The sequence below is a fragment of the Pseudomonas silensiensis genome, from assembly GCF_050434865.1.
Lineage (GTDB): Bacteria > Pseudomonadota > Gammaproteobacteria > Pseudomonadales > Pseudomonadaceae > Aquipseudomonas > Aquipseudomonas fluorescens_W.
Genome location: NZ_JBNDJH010000021.1, coordinates 100,008 through 116,501 on the forward strand (window position 1 = coordinate 100,008; position 16,494 = coordinate 116,501).

The window sequence follows — 16,494 nt, forward strand, 5'->3', positions numbered from 1 at the left end:
CGCCCTGATCACTCGGTTTTTCCGCCGCTCAGGCGTTCAAAAGCCTGCGTGGTTCGTGTGACGAAACCTGTATCGGCACGAATCACAAAGAATGCACCGATGTCATGCACTTGGGCATAGTCCCAACCCCTTTCGGGACCCAGAATCAGCAACAGCGTCGATAAGCCATCGGCCATCAACGCTGAAGGATGAATCACCGTGACTGACGCCAGGGTGTGTAGGACCGGCGTCCCGGTGCGGGCATCGAAGGTGTGGGAATAACGCCTACCGTCCTGCTCGAAATAGTTGCGGTAGTCGCCGGATGTGGAAACGCCGTAGCCGTCGACGGCGATGATGCGTTCCGCCACTTGCTGGTCGTCGCGGGGTTCTTCCAGGGCAACGCGCCACGGCGAGCCGTCGAGTTTCTTGCCGGCAGCCTTGAGTTCGCCGGTGGCTTCAGCGAGGTAGTTGTGGATGCCCATTGCTTCGAGTTTTGCGGCAATCGTGTCGACTGCGTAGCCGGCGGCGATGCTGTTGAAGTCGACCTCGACCGCGGCGTCCTTGCACAGCTGATCGCCGTCGATACGCAGGTGCTGGTAACCGACTCGCTGCCTGACTTCGGCCAGTGCCTGGGCGGCGGGGACTTTCTCATTACGAGCCTGCGGACCGAAGCCCCAGAGGTTGAGCAGCGGTTCCACCGTCAGGTCGTAGGAGCCTTCGCTTTGCTCAGACAGACGCTCACCGACACGCACCAGTTTGAGGATTGGCGCAGGCATTTTCTGACAGCGGTTGGCGGGCAGATCGTTGAAGCGTTCGATGTCGGAGTCGCTGCGGTAAGTCGACATTTGTTGATCGACTTCAGCAAGGATTTTTTCGACCTGGACACGGACCTCGGTCGGGGCGGGAAGCCCGGTATGGCGCAGGTACTTGATCGAATACGTGCTGCCCATGGTCGGGCCGCCGAAGCTTTCCATGGAATCGCCGTTGTCACAGCCTGAAAGGACGCCGAACAGAAAAAATAAAACGCATTGCCACCTATTCAACAATTCCCATCCTCCCCTGGCATTCCCTGACACAACGCCAAAGCTAACCATTATGCTCCGACAGGTAAAAAAGATCGTTCCCACGCTCTGCGCAAGAACGATCACTGCACAAACAAAAACGCCCCGACCTAAGTCGGGGCGTTCTCATGTGCAGCTAACGCTTAGCGCGGGAATGCAGGCGGGTTTACACCGGCCATGTCTTCCATCACGCGAACCACCTGGCAGCTGTAACCGAATTCGTTGTCGTACCAAACGTACAGAACAACGCGGTTGTCTTGGCTGATGGTTGCTTCAGCGTCCACCACGCCTGCGTGGCGCGAGCCAACGAAGTCGGTGGAAACCACTTCCTGCGAATTGACGTAGTCGATTTGCTTATGCAGATCGGAGTGCAGCGCCATGTAGCGCAGGTACTCGTTCATCTCTTCACGGGTAGCGGCTTTCTCAAGGTTCAGGTTGAGAATGGCCATCGACACGTTAGGCGTCGGAACGCGGATCGCGTTACCGGTCAGCTTACCGGCCAGCTCAGGCAAAGCCTTGGCAGCAGCGGTGGCAGCACCGGTCTCGGTGATAACCATGTTCAACGCGGCGCTACGACCACGGCGATCGCCTTTATGGAAGTTGTCGATCAGGTTCTGGTCGTTGGTGTACGAGTGAACCGTTTCAACGTGACCATTGATGATGCCGAACTTGTCGTTGACGGCTTTGAGCACCGGCACGATGGCGTTGGTGGTGCAGGAAGCGGCGGAAACGATCTTGTCATCAGCGGTGATTTCACCGTGGTTGATGCCGTGAACGATGTTCTTCAGCTTGCCTTTGCCAGGCGCGGTCAGAACAACGCGATCGATACCCGGGCAAGCCAGGTGCTGGCCCAGACCGTCGGCGTCACGCCATACACCGGTGTTGTCCACCAGCAGCGCGTCTTTGATGCCGTACTGGGTGTAGTCCACTTCAGTCGGGTTCTTCGCGTAGATAACCTGGATCAGGTTGCCGTTGGCGGTGATGGTGTTGTTGGCTTCATCAATGGTGATGGTGCCATTGAACGAACCGTGCACCGAGTCGCGACGCAGCAGGCTGGCACGCTTGACCAGATCGTTCTCGGCGCCCTTGCGGACAACGATGGCACGCAGACGCAGGCCGTCGCCACCACCGGTTTTCTCGATCAGGATGCGCGCCAGCAGACGGCCGATACGACCGAAGCCGTACAGAACAACGTCGGTGCCTTTGCGGGCGGAAACATTTTGCTGACCAACGACGTCAGCCAGTTCTTCACGGACGAACTGCTCGGCGGTGCGGCCATTGCCTTCAGCCTTGAACTTGACTGCAAGCTTGCCCAGATCTACCGAGGCAGCGCCGAGCTTGAGTTCGCTCATTGCCTTGAGCAGCGGGAATGTTTCGTGGACGGACAATTCGCTGTCATCGGACTGGCGATGGCGAGCAAAGCGGTGAGCTTTGAGAATCGCGATGACAGACTGGTTGATCAGACTGCGGCCATAGATCGAGCTCACCACGTTGTTATTGCGGTAGAGCTGACCGATAAGCGGAATCATCGCTTCTGCGAGTGCTTCACGGTCGATCCATTCACCAAGACACTGGTCGGGCTTCTGAGTCACGGGAACCTTCCACATGTAGGGGCAGAAAAAAGGGGCTACATTATGCCGCCGAGTGCCTCCCGTAGCAATGCGCGCCTGTCGCGCGGTCAGTAACAAATTCCGCTTCAAAAAAATGACGCACGGCTCAAGCCCAATAAAACCGTGGCCTGCAGCGAAGTCGTTTTTTTGGAGACAACGCTGTCTTGTCTGTAACCCTCCGTAACACTAGACCGTTTTGCCACTACATATTCAGCCTTTTTTACTAAAAAACAGGCCGATTTTGTCTTTACCACTACATTTCGCCCAACCTGCGTAATAGACACAGTCTGCAACTGACAGGCGGCACCCGGGACCGCTACAATTACCGACTTTGTCGCAACGCTTGGAGCTCAACCTTCCGTGCCCGTTCTGCGTCTACCGCTTCTCCCTGCCGCGGCAGGTAAACAGCACTGGGGCAACCTACCCGGTGCCGCCCTGAGCCTGGCCATTGCCGAGGCTGCCAGCGCTGCCAAGCGCTTCACCCTGCTACTGACTGCCGACAGCCAAAGTGCCGAACGGCTGGAACAGGAGCTGAGTTTCTTCGCCCCGGATTTGCCGGTGCTGCATTTCCCGGACTGGGAAACCCTGCCCTACGATCTGTTTTCGCCGCACCAGGACATTATTTCCCAGCGAATCTCCGCGTTGTATCGATTGCCGGAGCTGAGTCATGGCGTTCTGGTCGTGCCGATCACCACTGCCCTGCATCGCCTGGCGCCGACCAAATTCCTGCTCGGCAGCAGCCTGGTGCTGGACATCGGCCAGAAGCTCGATGTCGAGCAAATGCGCACCCGGCTTGAGGCCAGCGGCTATCGCTACGTCGATACCGTCTATGAGCACGGCGAATTTACCGTGCGCGGCTCGTTGATCGATCTGTTCCCGATGGGCAGCAAACTGCCTTTCCGAATTGACCTGTTCGACGACGAAATCGAGACCCTTCGTACCTTCGATCCGGAAAACCAGCGCTCCATCGACAAGGTTGAAACGGTTCGTCTCCTGCCAGCGAGAGAGTTTCCGCTGCAAAAGGATGCGGTCACCCGCTTCAAGGCGCGCTTCCGTGAGCGTTTCGATGTCGACTTCCGTCGCTGCCCGATCTTCCAGGACTTGAGCAGCGGGATTACACCGGCCGGTATCGAGTACTACCTGCCGCTGTTCTTCGACGAAACCTCCACGCTGTTCGATTACCTGCCGCAGGACACGCAAGTGTTTTCCCTGCCCGGCATCGAACAGGCGGCGGAAAACTTCTGGAACGACGTGCGCAATCGCTATGAAGAGCGCCGCGTCGATCCGGCCCGTCCTTTATTGCCGCCGGCTGAACTGTTCCTGCCGGTGGAAGATTGCTTTGCACGGCTGAAGAACTGGCCGCGCGTGGTCGCCAGCCAACAGGACGTAGAGACCGGCGTTGGCCGCGAGCGCTTCCCCGCTCGGGAGCTGCCGAACCTGGCCATCGAAGCCAAAGCCACCCAACCGTTGGCGGCGCTGGCGGGTTTCCTCGACGAGTTCCCCGGTCGCGTGCTGTTTACTGCCGAGTCCGCGGGCCGTCGTGAAGTGCTGCTGGAATTGCTGGAACGCTTGAAGCTGCGTCCGAAAACCGTCGACAGCTGGCCAGACTTCATCGCGAGCAAGGAGCGCCTGGCGATCACCATCGCGCCGCTCGACGAAGGATTGGTACTCGACGATCCGGCCCTGGCCCTGGTCGCCGAAAGCCCGTTGTTCGGTCAGCGTGTGATGCAGCGCCGTCGCCGCGAGAAACGCGCCGACGCCAACAACGATGCCGTGATCAAAAACCTCACCGAGCTGCGCGAAGGCGCACCGGTGGTGCACATCGATCACGGTGTCGGTCGCTATCTAGGGCTGACGATTCTGGAAATCGACAGTCAGGCCGCCGAATTCCTGACCCTCGAATACGCCGAAAACGCCAAGCTTTACGTGCCGGTGGCCAACCTGCATCTGATCGCCCGTTACACCGGCAGCGACGATGCCCTGGCCCCGCTGCACCGCCTGGGCTCCGAGACCTGGCAGAAAGCCAAACGCAAAGCTGCCGAACAAGTACGCGACGTGGCCGCCGAGTTGCTCGACATCTATGCCCGTCGCGCCGCTCGCGAAGGTTATGCATTCGCCGACCCGAAAGCCGATTACGCGACCTTCAGCGCGGGCTTCCCGTTCGAAGAAACCCCGGACCAGCAAACCACCATCGACGCCGTGCGCACCGACATGCTCGCGCCGAAACCGATGGACCGCCTGGTCTGCGGCGACGTTGGTTTCGGCAAGACCGAAGTGGCGATGCGCGCAGCGTTCATCGCGGTGCATGGTGGTCGTCAAGTAGCGATTCTGGTGCCGACCACCCTGCTCGCCCAGCAGCATTACAACAGCTTCCGCGACCGCTTCGCCGACTGGCCGGTGAGCGTGGAAGTGATGAGCCGCTTCAAGTCGACCAAAGAAGTCAACGCTGCGGTCGCGGATCTGGCCGAAGGCAAGATCGACATCGTCATCGGTACGCACAAGTTGCTGTCCGACGATGTAAAAATCAAAAACCTGGGGCTGGTGATCATCGACGAAGAACACCGTTTCGGTGTCCGTCAGAAGGAACAGCTCAAGGCCCTGCGCAGTGAAGTCGACATCCTCACCCTGACCGCCACGCCGATTCCGCGCACGCTGAACATGGCGGTGTCGGGCATGCGCGACCTGTCGATCATCGCCACGCCGCCGGCGCGTCGCCTGTCGGTACGGACTTTCGTCATGGAGCAGAACAAGAGCACGGTCAAAGAGGCCTTGCTCCGTGAGCTGTTGCGTGGCGGTCAGGTCTATTACCTGCACAACGACGTGAAGACCATCGAGAAATGCGCCGCCGACCTCGCTGAACTGGTGCCGGAAGCGCGGATCGGCATCGGCCACGGGCAGATGCGCGAACGCGATCTCGAACAAGTGATGAGCGACTTCTACCACAAGCGCTTCAACGTGCTGATCGCCTCGACCATCATCGAGACCGGCATTGACGTGCCGAGCGCCAACACCATCATCATCGAGCGTGCCGACAAGTTCGGTCTGGCGCAGCTGCACCAGTTGCGCGGCCGGGTCGGTCGCAGTCACCACCAGGCTTACGCTTATTTGCTGACGCCGCCGCGCCAGCAAATCACGCCTGACGCCGAAAAGCGTCTGGAAGCGATCGCCAATACCCAGGACCTCGGCGCGGGCTTCGTGCTTGCCACCAACGACCTGGAAATCCGTGGCGCTGGCGAATTGCTCGGCGACGGGCAGAGTGGACAGATCCAGGCCGTCGGTTTCACGCTGTACATGGAAATGCTCGAGCGCGCGGTGAAGTCGATCCGCAAGGGCGAACAACCGAACCTCGATCAACCGCTCGGCGGTGGCCCTGAAGTCAACCTGCGAGTACCGGCGTTGATTCCCGAGGACTATCTGCCGGACGTGCACGCCCGACTGATTCTCTACAAACGCATTGCCTCGGCCACCGACGAGGAAGGCCTCAAGGACTTGCAGGTGGAGATGATCGATCGTTTCGGTCTGCTGCCGGAACCGACCAAGAACCTGATGCGCATTACCGCGCTGAAATTGCAGGCCGAGCTACTGGGCATCAAGAAAGTCGACGGCGGCCCGCAAGGCGGCCGAATCGAGTTCGCGACGCAAACCCCGGTCGACCCGCTGACGCTGATCAAGCTGATCCAGAGCCAGCCCAAACGCTACAAATTCGAAGGCGCCACGATGTTTAAATTCCAGGTGCCGATGGAGCGCCCGGAAGAGCGCTTTAATACTGTAGAGGCGCTGTTTGAGCACCTCATTCCGAAAACTGCTTGAAGGACGCCGCATGCGCCTGTTTCGCTTTCTGACCTTGTTGCCAATGTTAATCACAGCACTGGTCGCCCCTACGGCATTTGCCGATGACTTGTATCAGATTGAAATGATTCTGGTCCGCCAAAACGCCGTGCCCGCTATCGTCAGCCGCGCCGCGCCGGAAGACTGGGCGGCCGGCGCTCAGCCCATCAGCCCCGACAGCCTGCGCACACCGAGCCTCAATGCTGAAGTGGAAAAACTCACCGCCAGCAATGAATACACGGTGTTGCTGCACAAGGCCTGGCAACAGAACCTTGGCGAAGAAGCCAGCAAAGTGGCGATCAGCGATGGCAAAGAACAGTTCGGTCAGTTCCCGATCGAGGGCACGCTGAGCATGAAACTGGGACGATTCACTGATGTGGACGCGGATTTCTGGGTCAACCAGATCGACGCCAACGGCATGGTCACCGCCAGCGAACGCATGAAGCAAGAAAGCCACACCAAGAACGGCCAGCTGAACTTCCTCGACAACGGCCACTTGGGCATGTTGATCAAGATCACCTCGCTGACTGCCCCTGCGCCTCGGCCAGTCCCCGATGAAATTCCGGACTGATTGAGTCCTTATGTCAGCGACCCTGAGCAAACCCCTGGCACCTTCCTGGGTCAGCCGATTCAAGGAACAGAGCCTGGAGCGTGGCCGTCGCTACGCTTTGGAGAACCGCGTCAGGATCGTCGAGGCCGGCGACGCCACGATCATTGCCGCCTGCGAGGGCTCTGGCGGTAACGTTTACCGTCAGACCATTCGCCTGCGCGAGTCAGCCAAAGCCACGTTGTTGATGATCGATGCCACCTGCACCTGCCCGGTCCACAGCAACTGCAAGCATTGCGCAGCGGTACTGCTGAAAGTGCAGGAAACCCTGGCTTACCCCGCCGCTGCGCAAGACGCCGAACTGCTCGAGAAACTTCAAGCCGTACTGGAAAACCGTAGCCCTAAAGCGCCACCTCAAGTGCTGGTGGATAACGTGCAACCGGTGCCGCGCTTGTGGCTGGCGAGCATCGAGTTCAGCGCCTTCGAACCGCGCAATGGCAAGATGCAGCGTTACATTCAGCATCGCGCGGCTTTGTCTTTCAGCTATCTGGATGAATACGTTTCCGGACAGAAGAACGCTGACATTCTGATTCGTCAGGAAACTCAGACACTGCGGATAAAACGCCACCCAGAAGTCGAACAGACCTACAGGGAGCAGCTGCGAATCCTCGGCTTCAAAATTGCTACCCGGCAAAGCAAGGCCTTGCCGGAAAGCGCCGGCGAGCTTTTCGAGATGGTCAACGACAGCGCCTGGCTGACCTTCACCCTCAACGAACTGCCGAAGCTGCGTACCCAGGGTTGGGAGTTGCAGATCGACGAAGACTTCGGTTTCGACCTGACTGCCGTGGATGATTGGTACGCCACCGTCGAACAGGCACCGGAGCGCGACTGGTTCGATCTGGAGCTGGGCATCATCGTTAACGGCGAACGGCTGAGCCTGCTGCCGATCCTGCTGAACCTGATGCGCTCTCACACCGAGATCCTCAACCCGGAACGCCTTGCACGACGTCGCGACGACGAGTTGATCCTGGTGAACATCCCCAATCGCCCGAACTCCGAGTACGGCCCGTTGCAGGTCGCCCTGCCCTTCGGCCGATTGAAACCGGTACTGGCGACCCTCGGCGAGTTCTACCTGCAAGGGCCCGGCGAAACGACGCTGCGCCTGAGCAAAGCTGATGCCACGCGGCTGAATCCGCTGGAAGACCTGCCGCTGCTCTGGGAGGGCGGCGAGCAAATTCGCACCTTTGCCCAGCGGCTGCGGGACATCAAGGACTTCACCGCGACCGCACCGGAAGGTCTGAACGCGACCTTGCGCCCCTATCAGCTGGAAGGCTTGAGCTGGATGCAGTCGCTGCGACAACTGGAAGTCGGCGGGATTCTCGCGGACGACATGGGTCTGGGCAAAACCCTACAGACCCTGGCGCACATTCTTAGTGAGAAGAACGCCGGACGCCTCGATCGGCCGTGCATGGTGGTGATGCCCACCAGCCTGATCCCCAACTGGCTGGATGAAGCGGCGCACTTCACACCGCAACTCAAAGTGCTGGCGCTGTACGGTGCCAGTCGCAAAAAGCATTTCGACACGCTGGCCGATTACGACCTGATCCTGACCACCTATGCGCTGCTGCCCAAGGACGTCGAACGTCTCGCCGCGCAGCCTCTGCACGTGTTGGTTCTGGACGAGGCGCAATACATCAAGAACCCCAACAGCAAGGCCGCCCACGCTGCCCGCGAGTTGAATGCTCGTCAGCGTCTGTGCCTGAGCGGCACGCCGCTGGAAAACCACTTGGGCGAGCTGTGGTCGCTGTTTCACTTCCTGCTACCCGGCTGGCTAGGTGACGTGAAAAGCTTCAATCGCGATTACCGCGTGCCGATCGAAAAACGCGCCAGCGAAGTGCGACTTCAGCACCTCAACGGCCGGATAAAACCGTTCCTGCTGCGTCGAACCAAGGAACAAGTGGCGACCGAGTTGCCGCCGAAAACCGAAATCATCCATTGGGTCGAGCTCAACGAAGCCCAGCGCGACGTGTACGAAACCATGCGCCTGGCGATGGACAAGAAAGTCCGCGACGAGATCACCCGCAAGGGCGTGGCACGCAGCCAGATCATCATTCTTGAGGCGCTGCTGAAACTTCGTCAGGTGTGCTGCGATTTGCGCCTGGTCAACGATGCCACCCTGCCCACTCGCGGCAGCACGTCGGGCAAGCTCGACAGCCTGATGGAAATGCTTGAGGAATTGTTCGATGAAGGTCGGCGGATTCTGTTGTTCTCGCAGTTCACTTCAATGTTGTCGCTGATTGAAGATGAGCTGAAAAAACGCGGAGTCGATTATGCGTTGCTGACCGGGCAGACCCGCGACCGGCGCGCCCCGGTCAAAGACTTCCAGAGCGGCAAGCGTCAGATCTTTCTGATCAGCCTGAAGGCGGGTGGCGTCGGCCTGAACCTGACCGAAGCCGATACGGTGATTCACTACGATCCGTGGTGGAATCCGGCGACGGAAAATCAGGCCACTGACCGGGCGTATCGCATTGGTCAGGAGAAACCGGTGTTCGTCTACAAGATGATTGCCAGGGGCACGGTGGAGGAGAAGATTCAGCTTCTGCAGAAGGAAAAATCCGACTTGGCAGCTGGCGTGCTGGATGGGCGCAAAACCGGGGACTGGAAACTGCAGAGTGATGATATTGAAGCGTTGTTTGCGCCGCTGCCGGACAAGCTGGAAAAGCGCTGAAATCCAAGACGCCAGATGAATTGCTATCGCGGGCAAGCCCGCTCCCACAGGTGATCACTGTACCTGTGGGAGCGTGGCTTGCCCGCGATGGTGTCAACTCGGTACAGGCTCAACCCTTGAGCACCCGAGCCAACGTCGATTTCACCTTGCCCATCCCGTCATGCAGCGCTTGCTCGATCTCGGCCATGGTGATCACTGCCGTCGACTTGCCCGCCGCCGGGTTTACTACCAGCGCCAGACAGGCGTAATCCAGTCCCAGCTCGCGAGCCAATGCCGCTTCCGGCATCCCGGTCATACCCACGATGTCGCATCCGTCGCGCTCCAGCCTGGCGATTTCAGCGGCGGTTTCCAGACGCGGCCCTTGAGTGCAGGCGTACACGCCTTGGCTGCTGTAGCCGACACCTTCGGCCGCCAGCGCCGCGATCAACTGCTGACGCAGTGGCTCGCTGTACGGGTAGCTGAAGTCGATGTGTGTGACCTGCTGCAGATCATCGGCGAAATAGGTGTGTTCGCGACCACTGGTGTAGTCGATCAGCTGATGCGGCACGCAGAAATGTCCGGTACCCATCGCGGAATGAATCCCACCCACGGCGTTGACCGCGAGAATCGCTTCGGCGCCAGCCTGTTTCAGTGCCCAGAGGTTGGCGCGGTAGTTCACCTGATGCGGCGGGTAACGGTGAGGATGACCGTGGCGCGCAAGGAACAGCACTTCCTTGCCGGCGTACTCGCCAATCTGCACTTCAGCCGAAGGCGCGCCATACGGCGTCTCCACCGCCAATGATTGACGAATGCTCAGGCCTTCGAGTTGAGTCAGGCCGGTTCCACCGATAATCGCGTAAACCGTCATAACGAAAAGTCCTCAATCAATCAGTTGAGCTTCTTTGAGCGCGCCGACAGCTGCCAGCCAGCGCGGGTCTTGACGGTATTCAGTGCTGGCGTACGACTGGCCGCGCATCCGCGCGATGCGCTCGGACGGCTTGACCTTCAGACGCTGGGCGGCGCTCAGGGCCAATTCAGCGGCCGCGCGATCGTTGCACACCAGACCCATGTCGCAACCGGCCGTCAGCGCCGCTTCGATACGGCTGGCCGCATCGCCGACCACATGAGCGCCGGCCATGGACAGGTCATCGCTGAAGATCACGCCGTCAAATTGTAGCTCGCCACGCAGGATGTCCTGCAACCAGCGGCGGGAGAAGCCGGCGGGCTGGGAATCGACTTGTGGATAGATAACGTGGGCCGGCATGACAGCGGCCAGTTGCTTGCTCAATCGGGTAAACGGCACCAGGTCATTGGCGCGGATTTCATCGAGACTGCGCTCATCAACAGGGATCGCAACGTGGGAATCGGCCTCGGCCCAGCCGTGACCGGGAAAGTGCTTGCCGGTGGCGGCCATGCCGGCGCTGTTCATGCCGCGAATGAAGGCACCCGCCAGCAACGCTGCACGCTCGGGATCACCTTCAAATGAACGGGTGCCGACCACGGCGCTGCGCTGGAAGTCGAGGTCCAGCACCGGAGCGAAACTCAGATCGAGGCCGACAGCCAGCACTTCAGTCGCCATGATCCAGCCGCACTGCTCGGCCAGGTACTCGGCATTCGGGTTGTCAGCGATGGCGCGCATGGCTGGCAGTCGTACGAAGCCCTGACGCAAGCGCTGAACCCGGCCGCCCTCCTGATCGACTGCCAGCAGCAGATCGGGGCGTATGGCGCGGATTGAAGCGCTCAACTCGCGCACCTGACGCGGGTGTTCGATGTTGCGGGCGAAAATGATCAGGCCGCCCACTTCGGGTTGGCGCAACAATTGGCGATCTTCAGCCGTCAGCCAGGTACCGGCGACGTCCACCATCAACGAGCCTTGCAGGCCAGCAGTCATAGAGATTCCTTGATAACGATAAACCCGGCTCGCACGCAATCGCCACCTTGGGCAATGCCCGGCAGGTCGGCGATACAAATGGGGAGCGGGTTCAGGACGAGAGTCGGCATGGGCGGCTAGCTTAGCGGATGTAAGCTGCCGCGCCCACCCGTGCGCGGTTAAACCTTGGCGGCAACCGGGGTTGATTTGCTGCGCGGACGCAACTGCGCGGTGGCCATGGCCGCGTCGGTCACACCGGTTTCGGCGCGCATACCCGCCGCCAGGAACGGCACCATCAGACGCATGACTTGCTCAATGGAGGTGTTGACGCCGAAGTCGGTCTCGGCAATTGCGCGCAGGGCCTTGATACCGGACATGCTGAACGCGGCGGCGCCGAGCATGAAGTGCACGCGCCAGAACAGCTCAATCGGCGGAATACGCGGCGCAGCTTCGTTGACCAGCATCATGTAGCGGCGGAATACCTTGCCGTACATGTCTTCCAGATAACGCCGCAAGTGCCCTTGGCTCTGACTGAAAGCCAGACCCAGCAAGCGCATGAAAATCGACAGATCGTTGCCGCTGCGTGGTTGCACCACCAGGGCTTGCTCGACGAGGATTTCCAGCAGCTCTTCAAGCGTCGGTTTGTTCTCCGGCTTGGCCTGACGCCGCTCCAGCTCTTTATCAAGGCTTAAACAGAACGGCCCGAGAAAACGCGAGAAAACTGCCTGGATCAGCGCCTTCTTCGAACCGAAGTGATAGTTCACCGCCGCCAGATTGACACCGGCCTTGCTGGTGATCAGACGCAATGAGGTTTCAGCAAAACCTTTTTCCGCGAACAATTGCTCGGCAGCATCAAGAATGCGTTCAACGGTTTCCGACTGGGCCATGGCTACTCCGCCTGACAAACACTTGTTTGAAACATACGTTTCAGCCCAGGCCTTGTCAAGCCTGACGGTTCGTTTTGGGAATGGTCGGTCACCTATTTAACCATACAACTCTCAAGCGCGAATCAGCAGGCTCATCGACCGTCTGGCGGCCGGCAAAAAAAGGAGCATTGCCAAGACCGTTCCACTGTATATAATCCCAGTCACTGTATAAAAAGACAGAGCGATCAATATGCTAAAGCTGACGCCACGCCAAGCAGAGATTCTGGCCTTCATCAAACGCTGCCTCGAAGACAACGGCTACCCGCCCACCCGCGCGGAAATCGCTCAGGAACTGGGTTTCAAGTCGCCCAATGCGGCGGAAGAACACCTCAAGGCGCTGGCCCGCAAGGGTGCGATCGAGATGACGCCCGGCGCTTCCCGTGGTATTCGCATCCCCGGCTTCGAAGCCAAGGCCGACGAGTCCACCCTGCCGATCATTGGCCGAGTGGCTGCCGGTGCTCCGATCCTCGCCCAACAGCACATCGAAGAGTCCTGCAACATCAACCCGTCGTTCTTCCATCCTCGCGCCGACTATCTGCTTCGGGTTCATGGCATGAGCATGAAGGATGTGGGCATTTTCGACGGTGACCTGCTGGCAGTGCACACCACCCGCGAAGCCCGCAACGGCCAGATCGTGGTCGCACGGATCGGCGATGAAGTGACCGTCAAGCGCTTCAAGCGCGATGGCAGCAAGGTCTGGTTGATTGCCGAAAACCCTGAATTCGCCCCTATCGAAGTGAACCTGAAAGATCAGGAACTGGTGATCGAAGGCTTGAGTGTCGGCGTCATTCGCCGCTAAAGGAGGCTTTATGCAGTTCCCACACACATCACAGCAAGCCCAACTGCCGTTGTTCGAGGCTTTCATGGTGCAGCCCTTGGCGCCGATCCTGAAAGACGTGGTCGAGTCACCCTGGAGCGCTGAACCCGAAGTCTTCAGTGAGCTGTCGCTGCGTGGTGCAGCCGGGAATTGCCTGAACCTTCTTGCGCCGATTCTCAGGGAACTGAGCCAGGACCAGGACGCGCGCTGGCTGACGCTGATCGCTCCGCCCGCCAGCCTGACCCAGACCTGGTTGCGAGACGCCGGCCTTAACCGCGAACGCATCCTGCTGCTGCAACCACGCGGTACTCAGAGCGCTCAGCAGTTGACCTGCGAGGCCTTGCGCCTGGGTCGCAGCCACACAGTAGTCAGTTGGCTCAACCCATTGAGCACAACTTCACGGCAACAGTTGATCAGCGCCGCCCGGATCGGGGACGCACAAAGCCTGAATATTCGATTGGGTTAACTGACAAACAAAGCGCGCATTGAACAGCGCGGGGCTTCTCCAAGGATAGAGAAGCCGACCTGTAGCGGTATCAGCAAAAAACCGACGGGCGGGATCAATGAAGAACCCGAGTCCCCTCGTCCGTATTGAAATCACCTTCAACCAAGCGCCCGGCCATCTGAACGCCGACGCTCAACATCGCCTTGGCGACTTCCACGTGCTGGCCCTGCAAGAACGCTTTGGCATCCTCGGAGAAATCCAAAGTAACCAGAGAACCCTCGTCCTCAGCCCTGCGCAGCTCAATACGGCCGTCTGGTAACTCGACGATTTCTAGAAAGGACGTTGGCATAAAGGTCTGTTCTCCACGAAAGGCGGGGATTATATAGGCATCGGCCAAGCTTCGCTCGGGATCTTGAGGAGCGGTAATCAACCAGCCGTTACAAAAAACCTTTTTGCGAGCATTCCAGACCGACCGAGCCTGCTGTCCTGCACCTTTAAAAATTCGGCTTGTACTCAAATGCTGCGGAAGCCTGGGAGTCGGAAAATGGAACGATTACCGATTTTTTGTTGAGACAGCCATTAACAAAGGAGTTAGGAAACATCTGGATCGAGTTATTGAACACCTCTACCGCGCCATTGAAGATGGTAATGGCCGCACCGACGTTTTCTTGCTGCTCTGTGATTTCCCGCATGAAGTTGTTAACCAACTCATTGGTCTTGAGCTCTGGATAAGCTTCAAATGCCACGGTCAATCCCGCCAGCAATTCCCGTGTTCCCTTTTGCACCGGCTGTAGAGCGTCCCCGTTCGCCTCTTGTGGCAGCTTGCCGATGGCCGAGCGCAGACCCGTGATCTTTTCCAGCAGCGTACTTTCGTACTCCTTGAAACCCGCAACCTGCTGCTCAAGTAAATCGAGCACCCTGGTTTTCTGCCGCTCATAAACCAGGACATCGGCCCAGGCGCGCTGAGCGCGGTTATGTCGCCCAATGATTCGGTTGTAACAGGTCAAGAAGGTAATCCCGACTATCACCGCGATAATCAATAACAACCCCATCGTTTAATACTCCATGTTTTTTAAAGGTTTCGGGGAAAGCGCGAAGTTATCGTCATGAAATTCAGCCAGTCGGTGGACCCACGACAGCAAGAAGTCCAGACGAGGCAGGCGAATACCCGTTTCGACGAGCGGCTCAAAGGCCGGCAGATTTCTAATCCCCTCGGTTGCGTTTGGCGCAAGCAATCCAGCATCGCTGAAACTCAGGCACAGCCGCCCATGTTCCGAGAACTCCAGATTGACATCGCTCAATTGCTGAGCGAGTTGCAGTAGATGCAGCACCGTCGCGGGCTTGGCAAAAACGGCACAGGCCATCTGGGTAATGCCTGTCAGGTGAAACGCGCTATTGAATTCACTGGATGCTGTATCCAGAGTCTCCTCAAGATCCACCCCCACATGCGTGTCGCCGCGCACGACCACATTCTCGACCCACGGAAAATCCAGTACCAGGCTGTACCGGGCAAACTCGCGGTCAACCGTCTTGGTTTCAACCTTGGTACCGCCCGCCCCGTCTGGCACGGTGGTCTTGTAACTTTCGCGATCAACGTACTGCAAGTGCTGATAAGTGAAAGGCAACTCATGAACCGCGCCAAGGTAAGTACCTTGAACCGATTTCAAAATCTGTCGGCTGTAGGAGCCTCGATGGAAGTCCTTGAACTCCCCACCCAAGCTCTCCAGCACTTGCACATCCGGGCTGTACGACGCCCTTAACCCATAGGCGAGCATTGAAGATTTATGGATGATTTTTTTGGAAAGTGCGTCGATCACACCGGACCTGTGATCCATGACAAGCCAGCCACCCAATAGAAAAGCGATGCCCAGTACGACAAAAGGTACGAAAAGAACGGTTGCGGCAACAAATCCAAAACCGATATTGCGAAATAACCTGGGCGTGGCGTTATCGAACTCCAGAGGCGCACCAAAAGCCCTGAGCTGCTTTATCACCTCGAGCAGATCGGCGGCACTGGTGGCCGCTTCGACACGGGCGTCCGACTGTTCAATTAACTGACGCAGTTTTTTGTTGTGCAAAATGGAAGACATGCTTCATCCCTGAAGAGATCAATGTAACGCGGTGTCCGATGCGATTATGTGCTCAGCACTCGTTCAAACCTTCGCGAAACCGAATCGCCAATCCTTTGAGGTTCTGACGCCAGCTCTCCAGTTCTTCCCGGCTCAGCTCTTGTGACGCCTCTTCTTCATCCAGGTTAACGGCCAGGATCAGCGGCTGCGTCACGTCACCCTTAGGCTTGTGCGGCGCCCGTGGCGGCTGAAACAGTGCAGCATGGGCTGCAAGCAGTTTGGCCAGCCAGGTTTCCGGATTATTGGCCAACTCGACCATCTCGGCCATTTCCGGGATCGCGATAGTTTCAAGCACTTCGCGAGTTAGTAATAACTCGGCCCGAGGCGCATTGGCCTGAGGTAAGCGATAGAAACCGGCGATTTCATGGCACAGTCCCAGCAACGCACCGTACAGGTGAAACAAGGCTGACTCGCGTCCGGCCTGGATCAGCGCCAGGGAGTTCATCGCCCGCCCCTCTTCGGCTCTGGCGAGCGCTTCCAGCGACAGGCCGGCGAAGTAAATCTTCTGGTTGGTACGGGTATAGAGTTCGTGGGCCATGACGGCAGCCTCCACAACGAAATAATTGCTTCACGCA

Annotated in this window: 14 protein-coding genes; 5 read left to right on the top strand and 9 right to left on the bottom strand. The window is 58.6% G+C overall.

All coding sequences use genetic code 11. The annotated features are described in order from the left end of the window. Nucleotides 1-8: 8 nt before the first annotated feature. Nucleotides 9-953 (bottom strand): FAD:protein FMN transferase, encoded by a 945-nt coding sequence (locus tag QF010_RS25390; protein WP_429534170.1) that lies wholly within the window; start codon nt 951-953, stop codon nt 9-11. A gap of 230 nt (nt 954-1,183) precedes the next feature. Beyond that, nucleotides 1,184-2,647, bottom strand: a complete 1,464-nt coding sequence (locus QF010_RS25395; protein ID WP_033061910.1) for a glyceraldehyde-3-phosphate dehydrogenase — start codon at nt 2,645-2,647, stop codon at nt 1,184-1,186. 363 nt (nt 2,648-3,010) lie between these two features. On the opposite strand from QF010_RS25395, the gene mfd reads away from it, so the two are divergent. From mfd to QF010_RS25410, 3 genes are read left to right on the top strand one after another with little or no spacing between them, the layout of a single operon-like run. Then, the gene (gene mfd / locus QF010_RS25400; protein WP_033061911.1) at nt 3,011-6,460 is read left to right on the top strand and encodes a transcription-repair coupling factor; all 3,450 of its coding nucleotides are present in this window, start codon (nt 3,011-3,013) and stop codon (nt 6,458-6,460) included. Between the two features lie 10 nt (nt 6,461-6,470). Further along, a complete protein-coding gene (locus tag QF010_RS25405) occupies nt 6,471-7,049 on the top strand; it encodes a CsiV family protein (protein ID WP_429534171.1) in 579 nt (192 codons plus the stop codon). A 10-nt stretch (nt 7,050-7,059) separates the two neighbouring features. Continuing rightward, nucleotides 7,060-9,753, top strand: coding sequence for a DEAD/DEAH box helicase (locus tag QF010_RS25410; protein WP_429512585.1), 2,694 nt, complete (start codon nt 7,060-7,062; stop codon nt 9,751-9,753). A gap of 109 nt (nt 9,754-9,862) precedes the next feature. On the opposite strand, the gene QF010_RS25415 is transcribed toward QF010_RS25410, so the two are convergent. From QF010_RS25415 to QF010_RS25425, 3 genes are all read right to left on the bottom strand, one after another. Then, nucleotides 9,863-10,600 carry an S-methyl-5'-thioinosine phosphorylase gene (locus QF010_RS25415; RefSeq protein ID WP_429512583.1) on the bottom strand — a complete coding sequence of 246 codons (738 nt, stop codon included), beginning with the start codon at nt 10,598-10,600 and terminating at the stop codon, nt 9,863-9,865. Between the two features lie 12 nt (nt 10,601-10,612). Next, nucleotides 10,613-11,623, bottom strand: a complete 1,011-nt coding sequence (gene nagZ / locus QF010_RS25420) for a beta-N-acetylhexosaminidase (RefSeq protein ID WP_429534172.1) — start codon at nt 11,621-11,623, stop codon at nt 10,613-10,615. 158 nt (nt 11,624-11,781) lie between these two features. Continuing rightward, on the bottom strand, nt 11,782-12,489 hold the full coding sequence (locus tag QF010_RS25425; protein ID WP_033061916.1) for a TetR/AcrR family transcriptional regulator: 708 nt from the start codon (nt 12,487-12,489) through the stop codon (nt 11,782-11,784). A 229-nt stretch (nt 12,490-12,718) separates the two neighbouring features. Between QF010_RS25425 and lexA the strand changes: the two genes are divergently transcribed. Together lexA and sulA are read left to right on the top strand one after the other, a co-directional pair. Then, a complete protein-coding gene (lexA, locus tag QF010_RS25430; RefSeq protein WP_007933171.1) occupies nt 12,719-13,327 on the top strand; it encodes a transcriptional repressor LexA in 609 nt (202 codons plus the stop codon). Nucleotides 13,328-13,337: 10 nt separating this feature from the next. After that, entirely contained in the window at nt 13,338-13,811 is a 474-nt protein-coding gene (sulA, locus tag QF010_RS25435; protein ID WP_046055276.1) for an SOS-induced cell division inhibitor SulA, read from the top strand. A gap of 94 nt (nt 13,812-13,905) precedes the next feature. Here the strand turns inward: sulA and QF010_RS25440 are convergent, their stop codons facing one another. From QF010_RS25440 to QF010_RS25455, 4 genes are all read right to left on the bottom strand, one after another. Then, complete coding sequence (locus QF010_RS25440; RefSeq protein ID WP_046055277.1) at nt 13,906-14,139, bottom strand: hypothetical protein; 234 nt, start codon at nt 14,137-14,139, stop codon at nt 13,906-13,908. 145 nt (nt 14,140-14,284) lie between these two features. Beyond that, nucleotides 14,285-14,842, bottom strand: a complete 558-nt coding sequence (locus tag QF010_RS25445; RefSeq protein WP_429534173.1) for a LemA family protein — start codon at nt 14,840-14,842, stop codon at nt 14,285-14,287. A gap of 3 nt (nt 14,843-14,845) precedes the next feature. Then, on the bottom strand, nt 14,846-15,880 hold the full coding sequence (locus tag QF010_RS25450; RefSeq protein ID WP_429534174.1) for a hypothetical protein: 1,035 nt from the start codon (nt 15,878-15,880) through the stop codon (nt 14,846-14,848). A 52-nt stretch (nt 15,881-15,932) separates the two neighbouring features. After that, on the bottom strand, nt 15,933-16,457 hold the full coding sequence (locus tag QF010_RS25455) for a DUF6586 family protein (RefSeq protein ID WP_033061922.1): 525 nt from the start codon (nt 16,455-16,457) through the stop codon (nt 15,933-15,935). Nucleotides 16,458-16,494: the final 37 nt, after the last annotated feature.